The sequence below is a fragment of the Corynebacterium sp. SA-MJD20WY100 genome (assembly GCF_039822565.1).
Classification (GTDB): domain Bacteria; phylum Actinomycetota; class Actinomycetes; order Mycobacteriales; family Mycobacteriaceae; genus Corynebacterium; species Corynebacterium phoceense_A.
In genome coordinates this window covers 52,620-75,011 of the sequence record NZ_JBCJKS010000009.1, presented here as the reverse complement: position 1 = coordinate 75,011, position 22,392 = coordinate 52,620, and the positions used below count along the sequence as shown (strand labels likewise).

Annotated in this window: 20 protein-coding genes; 10 read left to right on the top strand and 10 right to left on the bottom strand. The window is 65.8% G+C overall.

Going from position 1 to position 22,392, the window contains the following annotated elements:
* Window positions 1-40 precede the first annotated feature (40 nt).
* Window positions 41-628 (top strand): TetR/AcrR family transcriptional regulator, encoded by a 588-nt coding sequence (locus ABJ196_RS06700; RefSeq protein WP_257035359.1) that lies wholly within the window; start codon window positions 41-43, stop codon window positions 626-628.
* A 31-nt stretch (window positions 629-659) separates the two neighbouring features.
* Here the strand turns inward: ABJ196_RS06700 and mmsB are convergent, their stop codons facing one another.
* Window positions 660-1,538: a 3-hydroxyisobutyrate dehydrogenase gene (mmsB, locus tag ABJ196_RS06695; protein ID WP_347305756.1), complete on the bottom strand. Its 879-nt coding sequence runs from the start codon at window positions 1,536-1,538 to the stop codon at window positions 660-662.
* A 16-nt stretch (window positions 1,539-1,554) separates the two neighbouring features.
* Complete coding sequence (locus ABJ196_RS06690; RefSeq protein WP_347305755.1) at window positions 1,555-3,069, bottom strand: CoA-acylating methylmalonate-semialdehyde dehydrogenase; 1,515 nt, start codon at window positions 3,067-3,069, stop codon at window positions 1,555-1,557.
* Window positions 3,070-3,248: 179 nt separating this feature from the next.
* On the opposite strand from ABJ196_RS06690, the gene ABJ196_RS06685 reads away from it, so the two are divergent.
* Together ABJ196_RS06685 and ABJ196_RS06680 are read left to right on the top strand one after the other, a co-directional pair.
* The gene (locus tag ABJ196_RS06685; RefSeq protein ID WP_347305754.1) at window positions 3,249-5,867 is read left to right on the top strand and encodes a GNAT family N-acetyltransferase; all 2,619 of its coding nucleotides are present in this window, start codon (window positions 3,249-3,251) and stop codon (window positions 5,865-5,867) included.
* A gap of 9 nt (window positions 5,868-5,876) precedes the next feature.
* Window positions 5,877-7,004 carry an acetoin utilization protein AcuC gene (locus ABJ196_RS06680; protein WP_347305753.1) on the top strand — a complete coding sequence of 376 codons (1,128 nt, stop codon included), beginning with the start codon at window positions 5,877-5,879 and terminating at the stop codon, window positions 7,002-7,004.
* Between the two features lie 342 nt (window positions 7,005-7,346).
* Here ABJ196_RS06680 and ABJ196_RS06675 read toward each other — a convergent pair whose 3' ends face one another.
* Both ABJ196_RS06675 and ABJ196_RS06670 read right to left on the bottom strand, forming a co-directional pair.
* Window positions 7,347-8,093 (bottom strand): SDR family NAD(P)-dependent oxidoreductase, encoded by a 747-nt coding sequence (locus tag ABJ196_RS06675; protein ID WP_347305752.1) that lies wholly within the window; start codon window positions 8,091-8,093, stop codon window positions 7,347-7,349.
* A 9-nt stretch (window positions 8,094-8,102) separates the two neighbouring features.
* Window positions 8,103-9,311 carry an acyl-CoA dehydrogenase family protein gene (locus ABJ196_RS06670; RefSeq protein WP_347305751.1) on the bottom strand — a complete coding sequence of 403 codons (1,209 nt, stop codon included), beginning with the start codon at window positions 9,309-9,311 and terminating at the stop codon, window positions 8,103-8,105.
* 159 nt (window positions 9,312-9,470) lie between these two features.
* On the opposite strand from ABJ196_RS06670, the gene ABJ196_RS06665 reads away from it, so the two are divergent.
* From ABJ196_RS06665 to ABJ196_RS06655, 3 genes are all read left to right on the top strand, one after another.
* Complete coding sequence (locus ABJ196_RS06665) at window positions 9,471-10,049, top strand: TetR/AcrR family transcriptional regulator (RefSeq protein ID WP_347305750.1); 579 nt, start codon at window positions 9,471-9,473, stop codon at window positions 10,047-10,049.
* A gap of 146 nt (window positions 10,050-10,195) precedes the next feature.
* Window positions 10,196-11,941 carry an AMP-binding protein gene (locus tag ABJ196_RS06660; RefSeq protein WP_347305749.1) on the top strand — a complete coding sequence of 582 codons (1,746 nt, stop codon included), beginning with the start codon at window positions 10,196-10,198 and terminating at the stop codon, window positions 11,939-11,941.
* 3 nt (window positions 11,942-11,944) lie between these two features.
* On the top strand, window positions 11,945-12,424 hold the full coding sequence (locus ABJ196_RS06655) for a MarR family transcriptional regulator (protein WP_257069248.1): 480 nt from the start codon (window positions 11,945-11,947) through the stop codon (window positions 12,422-12,424).
* A gap of 58 nt (window positions 12,425-12,482) precedes the next feature.
* Here the strand turns inward: ABJ196_RS06655 and ABJ196_RS06650 are convergent, their stop codons facing one another.
* The 5 genes from ABJ196_RS06650 to ABJ196_RS06630 all read right to left on the bottom strand — a co-directional run bounded on the left by ABJ196_RS06650 (window position 12,483) and on the right by ABJ196_RS06630 (window position 17,546).
* The gene (locus tag ABJ196_RS06650; protein ID WP_347305748.1) at window positions 12,483-13,217 is read right to left on the bottom strand and encodes a CPBP family intramembrane glutamic endopeptidase; all 735 of its coding nucleotides are present in this window, start codon (window positions 13,215-13,217) and stop codon (window positions 12,483-12,485) included.
* Window positions 13,218-13,532: 315 nt separating this feature from the next.
* The gene (locus tag ABJ196_RS06645; RefSeq protein WP_347305747.1) at window positions 13,533-14,297 is read right to left on the bottom strand and encodes an enoyl-CoA hydratase; all 765 of its coding nucleotides are present in this window, start codon (window positions 14,295-14,297) and stop codon (window positions 13,533-13,535) included.
* Window positions 14,298-14,318: 21 nt separating this feature from the next.
* The gene (locus ABJ196_RS06640) at window positions 14,319-15,395 is read right to left on the bottom strand and encodes an enoyl-CoA hydratase/isomerase family protein (protein WP_347305746.1); all 1,077 of its coding nucleotides are present in this window, start codon (window positions 15,393-15,395) and stop codon (window positions 14,319-14,321) included.
* Window positions 15,396-15,409: 14 nt separating this feature from the next.
* Window positions 15,410-16,600 carry an acetyl-CoA C-acyltransferase gene (locus ABJ196_RS06635; protein ID WP_347305745.1) on the bottom strand — a complete coding sequence of 397 codons (1,191 nt, stop codon included), beginning with the start codon at window positions 16,598-16,600 and terminating at the stop codon, window positions 15,410-15,412.
* A gap of 76 nt (window positions 16,601-16,676) precedes the next feature.
* A complete protein-coding gene (locus ABJ196_RS06630) occupies window positions 16,677-17,546 on the bottom strand; it encodes a patatin family protein (RefSeq protein WP_347305744.1) in 870 nt (289 codons plus the stop codon).
* A 36-nt stretch (window positions 17,547-17,582) separates the two neighbouring features.
* Here ABJ196_RS06630 and ABJ196_RS06625 point away from each other — a divergent pair, with 36 nt between their 5' ends.
* Window positions 17,583-17,963: a hypothetical protein gene (locus tag ABJ196_RS06625; RefSeq protein ID WP_347305743.1), complete on the top strand. Its 381-nt coding sequence runs from the start codon at window positions 17,583-17,585 to the stop codon at window positions 17,961-17,963.
* A gap of 2 nt (window positions 17,964-17,965) precedes the next feature.
* On the top strand, window positions 17,966-18,508 hold the full coding sequence (locus ABJ196_RS06620; protein ID WP_347305742.1) for a gamma carbonic anhydrase family protein: 543 nt from the start codon (window positions 17,966-17,968) through the stop codon (window positions 18,506-18,508).
* On the opposite strand, the gene ABJ196_RS06615 is transcribed toward ABJ196_RS06620, so the two are convergent.
* Window positions 18,505-19,158 (bottom strand): hypothetical protein, encoded by a 654-nt coding sequence (locus ABJ196_RS06615; protein ID WP_347305741.1) that lies wholly within the window; start codon window positions 19,156-19,158, stop codon window positions 18,505-18,507. The genes ABJ196_RS06620 and ABJ196_RS06615 overlap by 4 nt on opposite strands.
* A 162-nt stretch (window positions 19,159-19,320) precedes the next feature.
* Between ABJ196_RS06615 and ABJ196_RS06610 the strand changes: the two genes are divergently transcribed.
* Window positions 19,321-21,687, top strand: coding sequence for an MMPL family transporter (locus ABJ196_RS06610; RefSeq protein WP_347305740.1), 2,367 nt, complete (start codon window positions 19,321-19,323; stop codon window positions 21,685-21,687).
* Complete coding sequence (locus tag ABJ196_RS06605; protein ID WP_347305739.1) at window positions 21,687-22,301, top strand: TetR family transcriptional regulator; 615 nt, start codon at window positions 21,687-21,689, stop codon at window positions 22,299-22,301. The genes ABJ196_RS06610 and ABJ196_RS06605 overlap by 1 nt, the downstream gene beginning before the upstream one ends.
* Window positions 22,302-22,392: the final 91 nt, after the last annotated feature.

Here is a 22,392-nt window from a genome sequence, read left to right as displayed (position 1 = left end):
AGCATCGTGCGCCCGCGGGATGGGCGCTACGATAAGCGACATGGATACAGGCCCGGCACAGGAGCCAAACGAGGTAAAGCCGAGCGCGCGGGAGCGGATTTTGGAATGCTCGCGCGTGCTCTTTAGCGAGCACACGTTCGCGCAGGTCTCGCTCAAAGACATCGCGGAAGCCGCGGGCGTGTCCGTGGCGCTCGTGGTCAAGCACTTTGGCAACAAGGACAGCCTCTTCGAGGCCACCGTGGATTTCACGGCTTCTTCGGCCGCGCTGTTTGCCGGACCGTTTGGGGAGCTCGGGCGGACCGCGGTCATCGAAACGCTCACGGCCCCGCACAATGCGCCCTACTCGATGGCGCGGACCATCTCCGTGGCCGCGGGTGCGCCGGAGAGCCTCAACGCGATTGGCAAGCGCATCAAGTCAGACCTGCTGCAAGTACTCGCCCAGCGCATCCGGGACGAGGCCCCGCACCCGAGTCCCTCGCCGGAGCTGCGGGCGCAGTCGGCGGTGGCGCTGCTCATGGGTGTGAGCTTCATGCGCCGCTTCGGGGATACGGAATTCGAGGCCTTCCACACGGACACGCTCATCGAGTACTACGCGCCCGTCCTCCAGGAGATGCTGGACGGGCACTAGCCGGAACGCTGCGCGCCCCGGCGAGCATGAACTACGTCGCGCGCACGTCGTTGATAATCGCGCCGAAGTCGAGGCCGCCGTGGCCTTCGTCCACGAGCTTTGTGTACTGCTGGGTGGCAATCTTGCCCAGGACGGTATCGGTCTTCGTCTCCTCCGCCGCGGCCATGGCGAGCTTCAGATCCTTGAGCATGAGCGCTGCGGCGAAGCCCGGCTTGAAGTCGTTGTCGCCCGGCGAGCCCGGCACGATGTCCGGCACCGGCGCGTTGACGGTGAGCGACCAGGAGTTACCCGTCGCGTTGGAGACCACGTCGTAGAAGGCCTGGTGGTCGAGGCCGAGGCGCTCGCCCAGGACAAGGGCTTCGGACAGGGCAATCTGCTGGATGGCCAGAATCATGTTGTTGCAGGCCTTGACAGCCTGACCGTTGCCGGTCTGGCCGCAGTGCGTCACGGACTTGCCCATGGCCTCAAGTACCGGCTTGACCTTGTCGAAGTCCTCCTTCTCGCCGCCGACCATAAAGGCCAAGGTGCCGTTGGCGGCACCGGCCATGCCGCCGGAGACTGGGGCGTCGAGGAAGCGGGAGCCGACGGCGGAGACGGCATCGGCAAGCTCGCGGGCTTCGGAAACGGCGATGGTGGAGACATCGACGAAGAGCGGGGCGGTATCCTCGGCCGCGATGATCGGCTCGAGGACCTGCTTGACCAGGCCGCCGTTGGGCAGGCTGGTGATGACGATGTCAGCGCCCTGGGCGGCCTCCTCAGCCGAAGCGATGATCTCCACGCCGTTGTCCGCGGCGCGCTCGCAGGCCTCCTCCACGACGTCGAAGCCGCGGACCGTGTGACCTGCCTTGACCAGGTTGGCGGCCATGCCGCCGCCCATGTTGCCTAGGCCGATGAATGCGATGGTGCTCATTGAAATCAGTCCTTTCTTACATGACCGGCATGGTGAACTGCGGGCCAGCGTTCTGGTCATCCGGCCAGCGCGAGGTGACGGTCTTGGTCTTGGTGTAGAAGCGGAAGGCGTCCGGGCCGTGCTGGTTGAGGTCGCCGAAACCGGAGGCCTTCCAGCCGCCGAAGGTGTGGTAAGCGATGGGGACCGGGATGGGGACATTGACGCCCACCATGCCGACGTTGATGTTCTTCACGAAGTCGCGCGCCGCGCCGCCGTTCTGGGTGAAGATGGCGACGCCGTTGCCGTACATGTGGTCGTTCGGGTAGGAGATGGCTTCCTCGAGGGTCTCCGCGCGGACCATGGAGAGGACCGGGCCAAAGATTTCCTCGGTGTAGATGGACATGTCTGCGGTGACGTTGTCGAAGAAGGAGGGCCCGCAGTAGAAGCCACCCGCGAGGGACTCACCCTCGAATTCCTTGCCGGACATGTCGATGTCGCGGCCGTCGACGACGAGGTCAGCGCCAGCCTCGACGCCCTCGCCGATGAGGCGATTGACGCGGTCGCGGGCATCCGCGGTGACGAGCGGGCCGTAGTCCGCCTCCGGGTCAAGGCAGTGTCCGACCTTGAGGTCCGGGATCTTGCGGATGAGCGCCTCGCGGAGCTTATCGGCGGTCTCCTTGCCCACGGGAACGACGACGGACAGCGCCATGCAGCGCTCGCCGGCCGCGCCGAAGGCGGCACCGGCCAAGGCATCCGCGGTGGCCTCGATGTCCGCGTCCGGCAGGACGATGGCGTGGTTCTTCGCGCCGCCGAAGCACTGGGCGCGCTTGCCGTTGGCCGCGCAACGCTCGTAGATGTAGTTCGCAATCGGGGTGGAGCCCACGAAGCCGACGGCCTTGATGGTGGGGTTGTCGAGCAGCGCGTCGACGGCTTCCTTGCCGCCGTGGACGACGTTGAAGACGCCTGCCGGGCCGCCCGCCTCGATGAAGAGCTCGGCGAGGCGGACCGGAACCTCCGGGTCGCGCTCGGAGGGCTTGAGGACAAACGCGTTGCCGGAGGCGAGCGCCGGGCCAGCCTTCCACAGCGGGATCATGGCTGGGAAGTTAAACGGCGTAATACCCGCGACGACGCCGAGCGGCTGACGCAGGGAGTAGGTGTCGATGCCGGTGCCGACCTCGGTGGAGTACTCGCCCTTGAGCTGGTGCGGCGCGCCGAGCGCAAACTCGAGGACATCGACGCCGCGCAGGACGTCGCCCTTGGCATCCTCGAAGGTCTTGCCGTGCTGCAGGGAGAGCGTGCGGGCCAACTCATCCATGTTGGCGTGGATGAGGCGAATCCATTCCATGATGACGCGGACGCGCTTTTGCGGGTTCATCGCCGCCCACTTCGGCTGGGCCTTCTCGGCCTCCGCGACGACGTGGTCGACGTCCGCCGTGTTCGCCAGCGCCACTGCGGCCTGCTCCTGGCCGGTAGACGGGTTGAGGACCGGCTGCGTGTTGCCGGTCGTGCCCTCCCAGGCCTCACCGTTGACGTAGTGGTGAATGGTGTACATAGCGGACTCCTTTGCATCCAGATTGGGGTTTCGTTGCCTTTCACCCTAACGAGATTCGCATCACAAAACTATCTTTCGCGAGAGATGAACCACTGTTTACCCCTAGAGTGACCCCAGTGTCATGGGATTTCTCCCAAACCCCTGGGGTGAACGCCATTCACTGGCTAGAGTGGGACGGCATGAAGCCCGAAAACAGCAGGTATACAGCCTGGGACGCGGATGTCATCTTGAACGACGGCACCATCGCCACGCTGCGCGCCGCCCGGGATACGGACCGCGCGGGCCTCGTGGAGTTCTTTGGTCGCGTCTCCGATCACTCCAAGTATCTGCGCTTCTTCGGCACCCACCCCGAGCTCACCAACGAGGACCTGGACCGCTGGCTCGACACGCGCGGCTATGACAAGGTCACCCTCGTCGTCGAGGAGCGCGGGGACATTGTGGCCGTGGCGGGCTACGGGATTGTCGAGTCGCTCCTGCCCGCCCGCGTGGGCGACGTGTCCTTCCTCGTTCAGGACTCCCACCACGGCAAGGGCGTGGGCAATATCCTGCTCGAGCACCTCGCCGAAATCGGCCGCGAAGGCGGCGTCGAGCGCTTCTTCGCGGAGATGCTCACCCAAAACCGCCAGATGGCGCAGGTCTTCATCCGCGCGGGCTACTCCGCCAAGCCGGAGCTCGCGGACGGCTACATCAGCGTGGACTTCCGGATTGAGCCCAACGCCACCTCCCGCGAGGTCATGGAGCGCCGCGAGCTGCGCGCCGAGTCCAGCTCCATCCGCCGTCTCCTCAATCCCACCCACGTGGCTACCGTCGGCGACGCCCCCGCCACCTTCCACGGCCCCACCAGCTCCCTCGCCCAGCTTTCCGATGCCCCCTCTCCAGACGCCGCCATCCCCGGCGGCCTCGTTGTCGCCCCGACCGGCACCGACCCGGGCCCGCTCATGGACGCGGCCTCCGCGGTCCATGCGGCCGGCGTCGTGCTCGTCTCCCGCAGCCAAAACCCAGGACTCGCGGGAGAGGCCTCCCGCGCCGTCGTTCTCGCCGCCCGCGACCATGGGCTGCGCGCCCTAGGCCCGGCCTCGCTGGGCATCATCAACACGGATCCAGACGTGCGGCTCAACACGACACCCGCGCCGATGCCGCGGGCGGGCCGCACCGGTCTTTTTACCCAGTCCGCGGGCGTCGCGACGCTCACGCTTTCCCACGCGCTCGCCCGCGGAGTCGGCCTATCCACCTTCATCGCGGCCGGCTCCTTCGCGGATGTCACGGGCAACGACGTCATTCAGTTCTGGAGCGATGACGAGCGCACGCAGGTCTGTCTGCTCTCCCTCGACACGGTGGGTAACCCCCGCAAATTCTTCCGCGTGCTGCGTCGCCTCGCCCTAGAGAAGCACGTCGTGGTCTTCCTGCCGTCGCGTGCGCTCCACTCGGCGCGCTATGCCGCAGCCCCAGACGAGGTCGCCGTCACCCAGCCCGCCGCGCCCATCGCGGCCCTCGACGAGGTCATCGAGCAGACCGGCGCCATGGTCGTCACCCGGCGCGACGCCATGTACGACATCGCGCAGCTGCTTGCCCGCCAGCCCGTCCCCCAAGGCCCACGCGTCGCGGTCATCTCCAATTCGGCGGGGCTCACTCGCCAGATGGAAGGCGCCGCCGGCCGCTTCGGCCTGCGCGTCCGCGGCACCACCGTCATGGGCGAGCCCGTCGCCGGCATTCGCGACGCCGTGGCACAGGCTCTCGCGGACCCCGCCGTCGATGCGGTGCTCACCGCAGTCGTGGAAATCGGCGAGTTCATCACGAAGGATGCCCGCGCGCAGCTCACCGAGCTCGCCGCCGGGCCCGCCCTCGAGCACGCCACCCCACTCATCGCCTCCTTCGTGGGCTTCGACCTTCCGGCCGAGGATCACACCGGCGAGGAAACCCAAGGCCAGCTGCCCGTCTTCGCCACATACGCGGACGCGCTCGAGGCGCTCGCCACCATCCTCCACAACGAAAAGCGCCGCACGCTCGCCCGCCCCACGCCCGAGGACCAACTGGCAGAACCCGGCGACGCCCGCGGCGCCCGCGCGATCATCGCCGACATCCTCCGCGACTGCCCCACTGGCCGCTGGGCCACGGACGAGGAATGCATGGACATCCTCGATGCCTTCGGCATCGACATCGTGCCGTGGACGCCGGCGCCCACCTTCGACGAGGCCCTCCATGCCGCGGAATCCCACGGCTGGGACGTCGTCCTCAAGTGCACCTCCCCCATCGTGCGCGGCCGCTCCGAGCTGCCCACCGTCCTGCGCCACATCCGCACCCCCGAGTCCCTCACCCGCGCCTGGGACACGCTTACCCACCTCACCCGCGACCTCCACCTCGGCGAGGATCCCGGCGTCCTCGCTCCCGCCATCCAGCGCACCGTGCCCGCCGGCGCCTCGCTCACCCTGCGCGCCATCGAGGATCCCGTTCTCGGCCCCATGGTCTCCGCCGGCATCTCGGGCCTGCCTACAGATCTCCTCGGCGACGTGTCGTGGCGCGTCCCGCCCCTGCGCCGCACCGACGCGCTCACCATGCTCAGCGAGCTGCGCGCCGCCCCGCTCCTTGCCGGCTACCAGGGCGCGAAGGCCCCGCAGCTCCACGGCGTCGAAGACGTCCTCATGCGCCTGACCGCTCTCAAAGACGAGCTCGTCCAAGTTGTCGACTGCGAGCTCACGCCCGTCATCGCGGGCCTCGACAGCACAGCCGTCGTCGGCGCGCGCCTGCGCGTGGCTCCCCTCGACGAACAACGCGACCCGCTCGCCCGGGCGCTGCGCTAGGAGACCGCCGTGAAGCCGTTGCTCTTCAACGCCGAGGAAATGCGCCGCTACTCCCTCGGCCCTGACCATCCCATGGGCCCGGACCGCGTGCGGCTGGCCCACGAGCTCGCGGACTACTTCCACCTCACCGAGGAATTCGAGGTCGTCGAGCCCGCCGCCGCCACGACCGCCGAGCTCACCGCCGTCCACTCCCCGGACTACATCACCGCCACGCGCCTCGAAGTCCCCGCCCGCCGCTTTGGCCTCGGCACGGAGGACAATCCCATCAGCCACGGTCTGTCCACCGTCGCCGCGAAGATCGCCGGCGCCTCGCTCCAGGCTACCCAGGCCGTGTGGGAAGGCCGCGCCCCGCGCGCGCTCAACCTCGCCGGCGGCCTTCACCACGCGTTCGCGGATTCCATGTCCGGCTTTTGCATGTATAACGACGCCGCCGTCGCCATCCAGTGGCTCCTCGACCAGGGCGCCACCCGCGTCGCCTACCTCGACCTCGACGCCCACCACGGCGACGGCGTCGAGCGCATCTTCTGGGACGATCCCCGCGTACTCACTATCTCCGTCCACGAGTCCGGCCTCTACCTCTTCCCCCACAGCGGCTTCGCGCACGACATCGGCGGCCCCGGTGCCGAGGGCACCGCCGTCAATATCGCCTTACCCCGCTCGCCTTCCGATGCCGCCTGGCTCCACGCCGTCCACTCCCTCATTCCCGCACTCCTCAGCCGCTTCCGCCCGCAGCTGCTCATCTCTCAGCATGGCGCCGATCCCCACGCGGCCGATCCGCTCGCCGACCTCGAGGTGAGCATCGACGCCATGGCGCATGCCTACCGCTCCGTCGCGACGTGGGCCGACCAATACGCCGACGGAAAGTGGGTCGCTCTCGGCGGCGGCGGATATAACCTCGACTCCGTCGCCCGCGCCTGGACGCACGTCACCGCCGCCGTCGCTGGAGTGGGCCTCGACCCGGCCGCGCCTATGCCTAAGGGCTGGCACGGCTCGGCGACTCTGGGCGACTTCGGGAGCGCACGCCCGGACTTTACAGAGTTCGACCCGCGCCAGGTCCTCGCCACGCGCCCCGAGCCCGCCGTCGTGCAGACCTCCCGCGCGGTCTTCCCCTACTGGGGGCTTCCCGCCTACGGCTAGGCCGTCCTACCCCGCCACTGCGCAGCGAGGATGCTGAAGCGCACCGTATCGTCCAGGGTGCCGTCGAGGTGGGCACCGAGCTTTCCATCGCAGCACGCGAGCGCGCATTCTGGTCTGCGACCTCAAACTCCGCTTTGTTGAATCCGTATTCAAAAATCCATCCCAGCAGCGCGTCCTTCGGGGCGCGGTTGACGCTCGTGGCGCACATGCGGCGCGGCCCGCGACCTCGGGCCCCACGATGGATTCTGCGTACTACGGCAGGCGAAGAGAAGTCATGGTCTGAAAGAGCGCGAAACGCAGGGAAGCCTGGGGCACCTGCCCCGGATTTGCCTGCGTGACGCTCTAGCGCGGCGGCATGCGCAGCGCGCCGTCCAAACGGATGGTCTCGCCGTTTAAATAGTTATTCTCCGCCATGGAGATGGCCAGCTGGGCGAACTCCTCGGGCTTGGCCAGTCGCGAGGGGAACTGCACGGTGGCCTCGAGCTGCTGCTTGAACTCGGGCGTGATCTGCTCCATCATCGGTGTCGCCACGACGCCGGGTGCAATCGCGTTGACGCGGATGCCCTGCGACGCGAGGTCGCGCGCAGCCGTAATCGAGAGCGCATGGACCGCACCCTTGGACGCAGCGTACGCGGCCTGCCCCACCTGCCCCTCAAACGCGGCGACGGAGGCGGTATTAATGATGACGCCGCGCTGGCCGTCCTCGTCGACTGGCTCGGTCGCGGCCATGGCCTCGGCCGCCGCAGTCATGACGTGGAACGTACCCATCACGTTGATATTAATGGTCTTCGCAAAGAGGTCTGGGTCGTGCGGACCCTTGCGACCGAAAATGCGCGCCGAGGGGCAGATGCCGGCGCAGTTGATGGCGAGACGCAAGGGGGCATCGGCATGCTGGGCGGCCTGAACGGCCTCGCGGACGGCGGCAGCGTCGGTGACGTCGACCTCGGCGAACTCCACGCCGTCATACTCCGGGGCACGAAGATCAAAGGCCGTGACGCGCACGCCGCGCTGGATAAGCGCCTGAGCCGTCGCGGCGCCGAGGCCGGACGCGCCGCCGGTGACGATGGCAGAAATGTTCTCGAGCTGCATAGTTTCTCCTTAGACGAATGCCGACACACCGGTGACGGCGCGGCCGACGATGAGCGAGTTGATGTCGTAGGTGCCCTCGTAGGTAAAGAGGATCTCCGCGTCCGACATGAGCTTGGACAAGTCATACTCGGTGAGGATGCCGTTGCCGCCACCAATATTGCGGCCGACCGCGGCAGACTCGCGGGCCAAGCGCGTGGTCGTCGCCTTGGCAAGTGCCGCGAAAGGCATCTCGAGTAGGCCCTTTTCCTGGACCTCGGCGACCTGCGCCATCATGGCGAGCGAGGCCGTTGCATTGCCGAGAATGCGCGCGAGCTGCTCCTGGACAAGCTGGAACTTCGCGATGGGGCGGCCGAACTGCTCGCGCTTGACGGCGTACTCGCGGGCCTTGTCGAAAATGCCGAGCTGGATACCGGCACCCTGCCAACCCACCCACGCGCGGGAGTAGCAGAGGAAGTCGTTGACGTTGGCGAAGGTCTCCGCGCCCGGGATCAGGTTCTCGTGCGGGACGACGACATTGTCGTAGGTGATGTCCGCGTTCTGCATGATGCGCAGGCCCATCTTGCGGGCAATCTTCTGCGTCGTCACACCCTCGCGGTTGTGCTCGACGATAAACGCCTTGATGTCGTTGTCCGCAATGTCACGGGCGAAGCAAATGGAGAAGTCCGCGAACGTGCCCGCGCCGATCCAGCGCTTGGCGCCGTTGATAACCCAGCCATCCGCAGTCTTCTCCGCGGTGGTGGCCAAACCGCCGGCGATATCAGAGCCGTGGTCCGGTTCAGTGAGCGCGAAGCAACCCACCTTCTCAAACTGGCGCAGGCCCGGCAGCCATTCCTTCTTCTGTGCGTCCGAGCCCAGCTTGTCGATAAGCCCAACCACGAGCTCGTTGTGAATGCCCACGAGCGCCGAGAGCGAGACGTCCGCGCGAGTGACCTCGGCGTAGACGAGGCCGCGGTAGAGACGTGAGGTGCCGGAGAGCTCGATCTCGCCGAGGCCGTGCGCGGCCATCGAGGGCAGCAGGTCGAAAGGCAGCTCTTCTCGGTCCCAGAACTCGCCCACCACGGGGCGAATCTCGGTCTGAAGGAACTCGTGGATGGTGGAGAGCTTGGATTGTTCATCGGCGGAGAGTCGATCCGCAACGCCCAGGATGTCCGCGTGCGGGTACTTGATGCCGGCGAGGTGCGCGCCGAGTGGGTGGGAAGAATCAAGAATCGGTGGCATGGGGTGCTCCCTAGGTCCGAGGGGATAGTACGATTACGTTTAAAATCGTACAGTACGACGTGGTCCACGTCACGCTCTCTGGGTGGAAATTTTCCCCCACACGTTCCCCAACCTAGAGTTAACGCAGGTAAACCGCGAAACACAGACAGGACCTAGCCCATGCCCGAGAACGCCACACGCCCGCTCACCGCGCGCCAACGCGAGCTTTTTACCGCGCTCCTCACAGACTTCCTAGCCGAGGGTTTCGAGTCCTTCACCATCGACGACGCCACCAAGCGCTACCACTGCTCCAAGTCCACTATCTACGCCCTGGGCAAAACCCGCGACGCCATCATCCGCCGCGTGCTCGTGAGCTTCTTCAAAGAAATCACCCGCCGCACAGACCCCGAGGCGAACCGCACGACAAGCGCCGCCCGCGCACTGGAGGACTATTTCACGGCAATGACCAGCGCACTCGCCCCCGCGAGCACTGCCTTCATGCGCGATCTCGCCACCGAACCCGTCGCCCAGGAGGTCTACGCACTCAACACCTCCGGCGCGACGGAGACCATTCGCACACTCCTCGAGCGCGGCGTCGCAGCAGGCGAATTCCGCGCTGAATCCGTGGCGTTTACCTCGCTGGTCATCCAGCGCACCATGGCCGATATCCAGCAGGGCGCCTACACGGAAGCACTCGCTCCCGCCGCCGCCTATCACGCGTTGGGACAACTCGTCCTCCACGGGATTCTCGAGCGTTAGCGCGACTATTTTTATTGGCTGTACTGCGGAAACAAAAAATACTTTGACAATTGCCTAGCCATTACTTCGAATTCGAACTATGGTGAGTTGGGACACAGGTCACAATTATTTTCCACTAGGACCCCCGACACTTCTCGAGGAGTATCATGACTACTGTTTCCAGCCCCAGCGTTACCGAGCAGTTCCGCGCCGCCCGCGACCAGCTTGTTTCCATGCAGACCGATTACGAAGCCGCGCGCGCGAACTTCGAATGGCCGCGCTTTGAGCACTTCAATTTCGCTCTCGATTGGTTTGATCACCTGGGCACCGAGGCCGAGTCGAAGGACCGCGAGGCCCTCGTCATCTGCGAGCAGGACGGTACGTCCACCCGCCGCACCTTCGCCGAGCTCTCCGCTCGCTCGAGCCAGCTCGCCAATTGGCTCACGGAGCAGGGCGTCAAGCGCGGCGACCGCGTCATGCTCATGCTCAACAACCAGGTCGAGCTGTGGGAATCCATGCTCGCCTGCATCAAGGCCGGCTTCGTCCTCAACCCCGCCACCGCAATGCTCGGTACGGTTGACCTCCAGGACCGTACCGATCGCGCCGATATCTCGTGGGTCATCGCCAACGGCGAGGATGCCGCCAAGTTCCAGGACGTCACGGGTGAGTTCACCATGATCCAGGTCGGCGATGCCCCGGACGCACAGTCCAGCCACCCGACGCTGCGCTATTCCGATAGCTACTCCGCTTCCGAGACCTACACGCCCACCCAGGAGACCCCGGCAGACGAGACGCTCCTGCTCTATTTCACGTCCGGCACAACGTCCAAGGCCAAGCTCGTGGAGCACACCCACACCTCCTATCCTGTCGGCCACCTCACCACCATGTACTGGATCGGCCTCGAGCCGGGCGACGTACACCTCAACGTCGCGGCACCCGGCTGGGCCAAGCACGCATGGTCGAATTTCTTTGCGCCGTGGATCGCGGGCGCGACGGTTTTCCTCTACAACTACACGCGCTTTGACGCCGCAGCCCTCATGGACAAGATGGAAGAAGAAGGCGTGACCAGCTTCTGCGCCCCACCGACCGTGTGGCGCATGCTCGTCCTCGCCGATCTGAACCGCATGAAGACCCCTCCGAAGAAGCTCGTCGCCGCCGGCGAGCCGCTCAACCCGGAGCTCATCAACGCCATCGAGAAGGCATGGAAGACCTCCGTGCGCGACGGTTTTGGCCAGACGGAAACCACCCTCCAGATCGCCAACACCCCGGGCCAGAAGGTCAAGGCCGGTTCCATGGGTCGTCCGCTGCCGGGCTTCGAGGTCGTCCTTATCGACCCTGCCACGGACGAGATTGGCGACACCGGCGAGATCTGTCTCAAGCTCGACCCGCGCCCCGTGGGGCTTACGCCGGGCTACTTCAACTTCCCGGAGAAGAACGAGGAAGTATTCCGCGACGGCTACTACCACACCGGTGACACGGCCGAGCGCGACGAGGACGGCTACATCTTCTACATCGGCCGCGCCGACGACGTCTTCAAGGCCTCGGACTACCGCCTCTCTCCGTTCGAGCTCGAGTCCGTTGTCATCGAGCACGCCGCCGTGGCTGAGGTCGCCGTCGTGCCCTCCCCGGATCCTATCCGTCTCGCGGTGCCCAAGGCTTACGTTGCACTCGCCCCGGGCTACGAGCCCACGGCCGAGACCGCTGAGGCCATCCTCAAGCACTGCCGCGACGGCCTCGCCCCCTACAAGCGCATCCGTCGCTTGGAGTTCTACGAACTGCCCAAGACCATCTCCGGTAAAATTCGCCGCGTGGATCTGCGCAAGCGCGAGACCGAAATCCACTCCGCCGACGGCGGCGAGACCAAGGCACAGACCGAGTTCGCGGATTCGGACTTCCCAAACCTGAAGGGCTAGAACATGGACAGCATCGCGGAGGGCCGCCGGCAATGGGAGAAGCACTATGCTTCCGATGCCGCCTTAGGCCTCACCGCGATTTCCTCCGCCGCCCGCGCCGCGCACCTCCTGCGCGCGGGCGCGGAGGACGCGCTCGCGCCGTTCGGCGTGAGCTTTGCTCACTTTGAGCTCCTCACGCTCCTCATGTGGTCACGCTCCGGCGCGCTGCCCATGTCGAAAATCAGCACCCGTCTCCACATGCCGCCGGCTTCGCTCACCCACACCGTCCGCCGTCTCGAAGGCCAAGGCCTCGTCGCCCGCGTGACGGACGAGAAGGACAAGCGATCGACGTTGCTCACCATCACAGACCAGGGCATCGCGCTCGCCAGCGCCGCCGGCCCCGTCCTCAGCGACTACTGCGCCAGCCTCGACCAGGACGCCGCCGCCAAGCTTGTCGATGCCGCCGCGATCTTCCGCCGCGCCGCCGGCGACGACGTCGAATAACCTCGGCGCTCCGAGCACCAAGCAGCAGCCACGCCGAATGTGGAAGCGCGTTGAATGCTTAGAGCGACGCAAGAATCATTGCACTAAGCAGCGCATTATTCGCTGCATGAACGAGGAACGATCCCCACAGGCTCTGGAACCACAATCGCGCCAGGACCAAAGACGTACCAAGGAATGCGATATACAGCATGACCGCGGGCTGCGCGTGGACCAATGCAAAGGCAACCGTCACGAGGATCGCAGCCAGGGGCGTCGATAGCTTGGTTCTGAGACCGTCGAACAACATTCGTCGAAAGACGATTTCCTCAATCGCAGGTATCACGACTGCGCCGCAGAGAATCATGAGCAGCCCAGCGGCAACGCCCAGATGAAAGCCATCGCGGTCTGCGCTCCCGTCCTGTGGGGCTAATCCCGCTGCCGTTCCAATGAGCATTGCTCCCACACCGCCGCATAACATCGTGACCGGCGTCCACCACAGAAGGTGCCACAAAGAATGCGCAGGGCGGACAAAACCGAGTTCTCTCAGTCCCCAACCGCACGAGCGCATAAGCCCGAAGTACAGCACAGCTGCTCCAGCGACGGTTCCCAGAAGGACGCCGCCTACCGCCGCGAAATCCGCAACAGAAGCTCCTATTTTCTTTGCAATGAAACCCAATCCCAGCGCTCCGACTGCTGCCCCGCTCAACAGCGCCACCAACGCTGCAAGTGACCACACCACATGAACTAGCTGAGGACTGGGGTCGAGGTCGCTACCGGCATCGTGTTTCAAATTCGGATCGCTGACGTTCAACATGGTGGTGTGGTTGTCCCCTTCCGGCGTTGTCTCCTTGCCGGCTCGTCACGCTACAAGCGACCTCCACCGCAGGCAGTCACAAGCTCGTTGGCTCAAACAGCAGACAAAGAATGAAGTGATTGTTAAGCCCGTTCATCATCCCATATGAATATCAATTTCCATAAGGAAACCCTATTTTTGCATCCACGAGAAGCGGAACGTAGAGCACCACTATCAGCGACACTAAACGAAAATGAGCACAAGAGGGCCCCACAGCGCGCGGAAGCAACAGCTGTAGAGCCCTCCACATGTGGGTGCTCAAGCGCAAACCGAATTTTAGGAGTGCGTGAAGTTGGCGTCGCGCTTCTCGGCGAAGGCGGCCATGCCTTCCTTCTGGTCGTTGGAGGAGAAGATGGAGTGGAAGGTGCGGCGCTCGAAGAGGAGGCCCTGTGCGAGGGTCGTCTCGTAGGCGGCGTTGACCTGCTCCTTAATCATGGTCGTCGCGATAAGCGACTTGGACGCGATGGTCGCGGCGGTCTTCAGCGCCTCGTCGAGAAGCTCTTCTGCGGGGACGACGCGGGAGACGAGCCCGGAGCGCTCGGCTTCCTCGGCATCCATCATGCGGCCGGTCAAGCACATGTCCATGGACTTGGCTTTGCCCACGGCGCGCGTGAGACGCTGGGAGCCGCCCATGCCCGGGGTAACGCCGAGGTTGACCTCGGGCTGGCCGAACTTGGCGCGGTCGCCGGCGATGATGAAGTCACACATCATGGCCAGCTCGCAGCCGCCGCCGAGCGCATAGCCGTTGACGGCCGCGATGATCGGCGTGCGCGCGCGGGTGAGGATATCCCAATCCGCGAACCAGTTAGTCGAGTACATCTCGGTCGCGCCGCGCCGCGCCATCTCCTTGATGTCGGCGCCGGCGGCGAAGGCCTTCTCGGAGCCCGTGATGACGATAGCCCCGATGTTCTCGTCCGCGTCGAACTCAGCGACGGCGGAGGTCACCTCCTCCATCGTGGCCTTGTTGAGCGCGTTGAGCGCCTCGGGACGGTTGAGTGTAATGAGCGCGACGCGGTCGCGGGTCTCGGTGAGGATGGCCATGGTGTCTCCTTCAGTCGTGCGTTAAACGTTCTTGGTGAAATCCGGCGGCGCAATGCCGTCGATGGGGGCGAAGATGGCGCCCACGTCGCCCGGCACGTCCGCGATCGTGGCGTACTTCCAGTGCGGGCTGCGGTCCTTGTCGATGATTTGGGCGCGGATGCCCTCGGCAAACTCGGGGTGGCGCTGCATATTGAGCGACATCCAGAATTCCTGCGTGAGCACGTCCGCGAGGCTGTGCTGCGCCGCGCGCTCCAGGCCTTCCTCGGTCACGCGGATGCCCAGCGGCGAGTTGCGGCGAATGCGCTTGGCGGCCTTCGCAGCCCAGTGCTCCTCGCCGTGCGCGGCGGCCAGCGCGTCGAGTCGCTCGAGCGTCGCCTCGGCCGTGGGCGCGGCGTAGGCCTCGACCATCTCGGCACGGTCCTCGCCGAAGCCCGGACCGGCGTCCTGTGTGAACTCCGCGATGACGGCCGGGTCCGCGGTCTCGTGCAGCCGCGCCACGAGCGGCTCAATCTGGTCCTGCGGCACGTAGTAGTCTGCGAAGCCGGTGTCGATGGCCTCGGCCGCGCCGACGTGGGCCGCGGTGTAGCCCAGATGGAAGCCCAGCCGATCCGCCGCACGCGCGAGGACGTAGGAGCCACCGGCATCCGGCGAGTAGCCGATGCCGACCTCGGGCATGCCCAGGCGCGAGTCATCCGTGACGATCCGGTGGCTGCCGTGCGCCGAGATCCCGATGCCGCCACCCAGCACGATGCCCGTCTGCAGCGCCACGTACGGCTTGGGGTAGACCGAAATATAGTGGTTAAGCTCGTACTCCTCGCGCCAAAACGTGGCGCCGAAGTCGCCTGGTCCACCCTCGGCGACTGCGTCGCGGTAGAGCGCCGCGACGTCGCCGCCAGCGCACAGGCCGCGCTGACCAGCACCCCGCACGAGCACGAGACGCACCGCGTCATCGTCCGCCCACGCACGCAGAACGCGGGTGAACTCACGAATCATGTCCAAGGTCAACGCGTTGAGCGCCTTAGGCCGGTTGAGCGTGAGCGTGCCCACGCCGTCGCGCACGGAAGCGAGAACCTCGCCCTCAGTGATTTCTACAGACATCTCACAGTTCCTTTCTATTTCGCCTCGAGCAGCAGGGCCTCGCCCTGTCCCCCGCCACCGCAGAGCGCAACACCCGCGCGCGCACCCGCGCCCGCCGCCAGCTGGTGCGCCGCATGCACGACCAAGCGCGCTCCCGATGCCCCGATGGGATGACCCATCGCAATCGCCCCGCCCTGCGGGTTGACCGCGTCCGGGTCAAGGCCCAGGGTGCGCGCGGAGTGCACAACGACGGCGGCAAAGGCCTCATTGATTTCCACGTGGTCGAGCGAGCCTGCGTCCCAGCCCTCGCGCTCAAGGGCGCGGAGGAGGGCATCGGCAGGCTGTTGCTGCAGCGAGGAGTCGGGGCCAGCGGTCTGGCCCACCGAACGCAGCGCGGCGAGGACCTCCCAGCCCTGCGCCGCGGCATGCGCGGCCGTGGTGAGCACGACCGCCGCCGCGCCGTCCGTAATGGGCGAGGAATTGCCCGCCGTAATCGAGCCGTCCTTCTCAAAGGCTGGGCGCAGCTTGGCCAACGACTCGTCCGTCACACCCTCGCGGATGCCCTCGTCGGACTCGATGGTCACCGCCCCCTTGCGGGTCTCGATGGTAAGCGGCACGATTTCGCGGGCGAGCGTGCCGTCCTGCGTCGCGGCGAGCGCGCGCTGGTGGCTCAGCGCTGCGCAATGGTCCTGTTCTTCGCGGGTGACGGGATAGCGGTCCGCGTATTTCTCGGACAGCGAGCCCATGGAAATACCCAGGTCCGCGGCGCGCAGGCCGTCGTGTTCCATGTGGTCGAGCGCCTCAAACGCGCCGAATTTTACGCCGGCGCGCGAGCGCGGCAGCAAGTGCGGCGCGTTCGTCATGGATTCCATGCCGCCGGCGACGACGACTTCGGCCTCGCCCGCGCGCAGCAGACGCGCCGCGTCAATGACGGCCGTGAGCCCGGACAGGCAAATCTTATTCACCGTCGTGGTATGCGCCCGCGGCGAAATCCCGGCCGCGAGCGCGGCCTGCTTCGTAGGGTTCTGGCCGGCGCCGGCTTGGAGGACCTGGCCGAAGACGACGGCATCGACAACCTCGGGCTCCACGCGCGCCTGCTCGAGCGCGCCGCGGATGGCATGCGCGCCCAGGTCGGTGGCGGGCAGTGCGGCAAGCCCGCCCAACAGCTTGCCAAAGGGCGTGCGCGCGGCGCCCACGATGACGATATCGGTATCCTGCAGGGTCACAGTGCCTCCCGAAAAGAATCTGTACGAATTTAGAATAAATCGTACAGTCCATTCGTGACCTGTGCCACCCTTTAGATTAGGAAGTGAGGAATTCCTTCCATGCGGGCCACTCGGCGTACATCTGCGCGCGCCCCGCGTCGAAGTTCGCGCGCAGCTTGGCCACGTTCTTTTCTGTCGACGCGACCTGCATATCCTCCGGGAAGAACAGCTGCGCGCGGCCTTCCTTTTCCAGCTCCAGCAGCCGGTCCTTCGACGCGTTGTACCGGTCCGGACGTTGGATGAGCGCCTCCGCGACCGCGGGGTACCGACCGAGCACGCGCCGCACGGCACGGCGGCGCGTGACCTGCGGTCGAACGTAGCCGCGCGGGTGCGTGCCCACGAAAAGGAACTTCTCGTAGCCCGCCTTCTCCGCCTGGTCGATGGAGATGCCACCGGACTCGCCCAGCGCGCCGTCCACGTAGGGCACGCCGTCGATAAAACGCAACGGCATGATAAGCGGCAGCGTCGAGGACGCGCGCACGTACATATTCATGTCCGACTGCTCGTGGATGTCCGCACGCGTGATGTAGACGGACTCGCCCGTATCTGCGCGCGTCGTGGCAAGATTCATCTCCGCCGGGTTCGCCTGAAATGCTTCGAAGTCGAAGGGAAGTTCCCTATCCGAGGAGCGCTCATAGATATACTCCGCGTTGAAATACCCCGTGCCGCGCAGCAGCGAGGACACCCCGCCGAAGCTGGGGTTATGGGCAAAGTCCACGAAGGATTCCTTCGCCCGCCACGCATCGTGCGAGAGATAGTTCACGGCGTGCGAGGCCCCTGCGGACACGCCGCCCACCCAGCCGAACTGCACGTCTTCCTCTATAAGCTTGACCACGCAGGCCGCCGTGTACGAGTTGCGCATGCCGCCGCCTTCAAAAATCAGGGCAGTATTTCTTGCATCAATCACGTTGTTTTACTGTACGCGGCTGCTTACGATGTTCACATGGGATTACTTGACGCGCTCCGCTCGCTTACCGGCCCCAAGGCCCCTCGCCTCGCCACGCCCGAGGCTGGCGCGCCCGTCGTCGAGGTCGGTCACTTGGAGGTCCACACCGCCGGGACCTTGCTCATCGTCGTCACCGACTCTTCCGGCGCCGCAGCGCTACGCGAGGTCGCCCGCGCCGCCGAGCCTGCCTGGCTTGCCGATGCCCCCACCCGCGTCTTCTTCTCCCCCGCCCCACGCCCCGAAGTCCCCGTTCGCGACCCGAAGAAGGGCTGGGCCATCCCGCTCGACCCAGACACGCGCGCCGCACTCCTCGAGACCCTGCGCGCCGAGCCGGGCGACTACGAACTGTCCGAAACCCTCGCCATCTCCGTGGAGTAATCATGCTCATTCTTCCTTTCAACGGCGTCCGTCCCCGCATCCACCGCAGCGCATTTATCGCGCCGAACGCCACGATTATCGGCGACGTAGAAATCGGCCCCGACGCGTCCGTCTTTTACGGCACGGTCCTGCGCGCCGACGTCGGCGCCATCCGCATTGGCGCACGCACAAATATCCAAGACAATTGCGTGCTCCACGTCGACCGCGACGCAGACTGCGTCCTCGAAGACGACGTGACCGTGGGCCACATGGCGATGGTCCACGGCGCACACGTCGAGTCCGGAACGCTCGTGGGTATGCAGGCCACCGTGCTCTCACGCTCGCATATTGGTACCGGTTCGCTCATCGCAGGAGGCGCCGTGGTCCTCGAAGGCCAGCAGATCCCGGCGCGCTCGCTCGCCGCGGGCGTGCCCGCCAAGGTCCGCCGCGAGCTGAGCCCTGAGGAATCCGCCGCCTTTATCCCGCACGCCGCACGCTACGTCGAGACCGCCCGCGGCCAGGCGCCCGAGTCCGAGTCCCTGGCACTCGAGGACGTCTGGTTCTAGAGCGAGACCACGCCCATGATGATAAGGAAGACTGCAACCGCGTAGCCCGAGTACAGCGCAACCTGGGTCGAGTTGCGGCGCGCAGTCGCGAAGATGCGCCCGGCTGGACTGTCCGGGTAGTGGCGCACCATCGCGAGCCCCAGACCGCACAGCGTGGGCAGACTCAGCGCTAGGCAGGCGTAGAGCAGGCCTGCGCTCACCCGCGAGCTCACCGAAAGATCGCCTGCGGCCAAGTGCATGAGGCCGTAGTAGAACGGCACCGAGGTGAGTGATTGGATAACGCCCATCGCGAAGCCGACCAGGGCCGTGAGCGGCGAGGGGGTGCGCAGCGGGCCCAGGAGTTTCTCCACGAGCGGATTGGACTCGCCTTTGGAGCGCCACGCGCCGAGCGCGAGGAGTATGCCGACGACAATGAGCACGATGCCCGCGATGGGCGAGTCGAGCACCGCGATGATCTGGTCCTTGATGCCAAGGAAGATAAAGAACACGAGCGCCGTCGCGGCAAGCACGCCCAGCCAGTCTCCGACCACGACGAGCGTGGCGATCTTGCGGTACATCCCGCGCGGCAGCATGATGCCAATCGCAACAAGGACGCCGATGAGCAGCGCATTCACGGAGTCAAGGAGGGCATAAAGGACGGCATGGAGCATGCGGGCCAGTCTAGCCCACGCAGGAGCGCGCCCCGATTCCCAGTTTGTGCCACGGTCCACAAAGGTTGCAGCACCCCAGCAAAGTTGCGTAAGGTATGCAACGTTTCCGTGCCACTGCATGTTTGCGCGGAGTAAGAACTTTTACCCAATGGAAAGAATCTGATGTCGAAATTCCTCTACCGCGTCGGCTCGTGGTCATACCGTAAAGTATGGCCATTCTTAGCCTTCTGGCTGGTACTCCTCATCGCGATGGGCGGCCTGGCGGCCGGCTTCGCGAAGTCCCCCAACCCCTCCTTCTCCATGCCGGACATGGACTCCACCGTGACGATGGAGCAGATGAACGAGCGCTTCGGCGAGGGCGCCGGGTCCATGGAAGCGCCCACGGCCAACGTCGTCATCGAGGCGCCCGAGGGCAAGACCCTCGCCGACCCGGACGTCGCCGCCGAAGTCGACGAGCTCATCGCTGATCTCAAGGACACCGGCGCGCTCACCGACACCGACGCGCTCGTGAGCCCGGTCATGGCGGCCGCCGGCATGCAGAAGCAGATGACCGAGCAGCTCTCCGCGCAAGGCATGCCGCAGGAGCAGATCGACGCGAACCTCGCCGCCGTCTCGCCGCTGAGCGAAGACAAGCGCACCGGCACGCTGTCGATTACCTTCGACGCGGACGCCATCACCGATATTCCCGCGGAAGAGAAGACCGCCGTCACCGACGTCCTCACACACGCTGACGAGGGTGACCTCACCGTCGCCTACGGCGGCAACGCGTTCAGCGGCGCGGACGAGATGAACGGCACCTCCGAGATCCTCGGCCTCATCGTCGCCGCCATCGTCCTGCTCATCACCTTCGGCTCCTTCGTCGCCGCGGGCATGCCGCTCATCTCCGCCATCATCGGCGTGGGCGTGGGTCTCCTCGGCGTCCAGCTCGCCACGATTTTCACCGACTCCGTCTCCGACATGACGCCCATGCTCGCGTCCATGATCGGCCTCGCCGTTGGCATCGACTACGCGCTGTTTATCGTCGCGCGCTTCCGCAACGAGCTCATCACCTCCTCCGGCCTCAACGACTTGAGCCCCAAGGAACTCGCCGCAGAACTGAAGAAGATGGACAAGGCCACCCGCGCCCACTGCATGGGCATGGCGCTCGGCACCGCCGGCTCCTCCGTCGTTTTCGCCGGCACGACCGTGGTCATCGCGCTTGCCGCGCTCACCATCATCGGCATCCCGTTCCTGTCCACGATGGCCATCGCCGCCGCCGTGACCGTCGTCATCGCCGTGCTCGTCGCGCTCACGTTCATCCCGGCGCTGCTCGGCCTGCTCGGCACGAAGATCTTCGCCGCCCGCGTCCCCGGTCCCAAGGTCCCGGACCCGGAGGACGAGAAGCCGACCATGGGCCTGCTCTGGGTCCGCCGCATCCGCGCGCACCCGCTCCTCCACCTCGTCGCGGGCGTCGTTGTGCTCGGCGTCCTCGCCATCCCTGCCGCGAACCTCACGCTCGCGATGCCCACCGACGGCACCGCCAAGCTCGGCTCACCGCAGCGCAACGCGTACGAGATGACCGAAGAAGCCTTCGGCCCCGGCCGCAACGCCCCGATGATCGCCTTCGTCGACCTCGCACACGTCTCCGAGCAGGACCGCATGCCGGCCCTCCAGGAGCTTCTGCAGGACTTCGCTACGACCGAGGGCGTCGTCAACGCCCAGATCGCAGGCATGAACGAGGCGAACGATGCCGCCCGCATCATGATTACCCCCACCACCGGCGCCACGGACGAGGCCACGACGACCACGCTCGAGCACCTGCGCGACTACAAGGGCGAATTCGAGGAGAACACCGGCGGCACCTACGGCGTCACGGGCATCACGCCGATCTTCAACGACATCTCGGAGAAGCTCAATAGCGTCCTCGTACCGTATATCGCGATCGTCCTGGTCCTCGCGTTCTTCGTCCTGCTGCTCGTCTTCCGCTCCATCTGGGTCCCGCTCATCGCGGCCGCGGGCTTCGGCCTGTCCATGGCGGCGACCTTCGGCATTACCGTCGCCATCTTCCAGGAAGGCATGTTCGGCATCATTGACGACCCGCAGCCCATCCTGTCCTTCCTGCCCATCATGCTCATCGGCCTGACCTTCGGCCTCGCGATGGACTACCAGGTCTTCCTCGTCACCCGCATGCGCGAAGGCTTCGTCCACGGCAAGACCGCGGGCAACGCGACCTCCAACGGTTTCAAGCACGGCGCCCGCACCGTGACGGCCGCGGCACTTATCATGATCTCCGTCTTCGCGGCGTTCATGCTCATCGATATGCCATTTATTAAGACGATGGGCTTCGCGCTCGCCGTGGGCGTGTTCATCGACGCGTTCATCGTGCGCATGATGCTCATCCCAGCCACGATGTTCCTCCTCGACGAGAAGGCCTGGTGGATCCCGAAGTGGCTCGATAAGCTGCTTCCCAACATGGATATCGAAGGCGAGGCCCTCTCCCGCGACCGCGCGGCGCTCGAGGCCAGCCAGCGCGAGAAGGTGAAGAACTAGTGACCGGCCTGCGGGATAAGAAGAAGCAAGCGACACGCACCGCCATCGCGGAGTCGGCAGCCAACATCGTGCTGCGCGAGGGCTTCGACGCGCTTACTGTCGCCGCCGTCGCGGACGCCGCCGGCGTCTCGCCCCGCACCTTCCACAACTATTTCTCGAGCCTGGAAGAGCCCCTCGTCGACTTCGTCGCGGGCACGTTCGCCGTCATCGCCGAGGATATCCGTGCGCTCCCCACGGGCCTCGACATCCTCGACGTCCTCGAGCGTTTGCTGGGCGATGCCCTCTCCGACGACGGCGTCGAGCTCTACTCACTCGGCACGCTGATGGCCATCGGCCAAGCGATGGAGCTGCAGCACCGAGGCCCCAGCGCCTTCGACGCGGACGAGGAGACAGCCCGCGCCGCCGCGGCTCCCATCATCGCCGCCTTCCAGGAACGCTTCCCCGATATGGACGAATTCGACATCCTCGTTGCGCTCCAGGCCGGCGCTGGGGGCATCGGCCATGCCGTGCGCGCCTACGACGAGCTGGGGCCGGATCGCACCCCTGAGCAAGGCCGGGCGCTGGTCGCTCGTGCCGTGCGGGTGATGAGGGGCATCGGAAAGCTCCACGCCTAGTTCACCAAGTATTTACCCCGGATTCCCCCATTGCGGGTGGAATACCGGGGTATTGTCATGCAAAGGCCCCGCCACCCGGCGGGCGCACGAG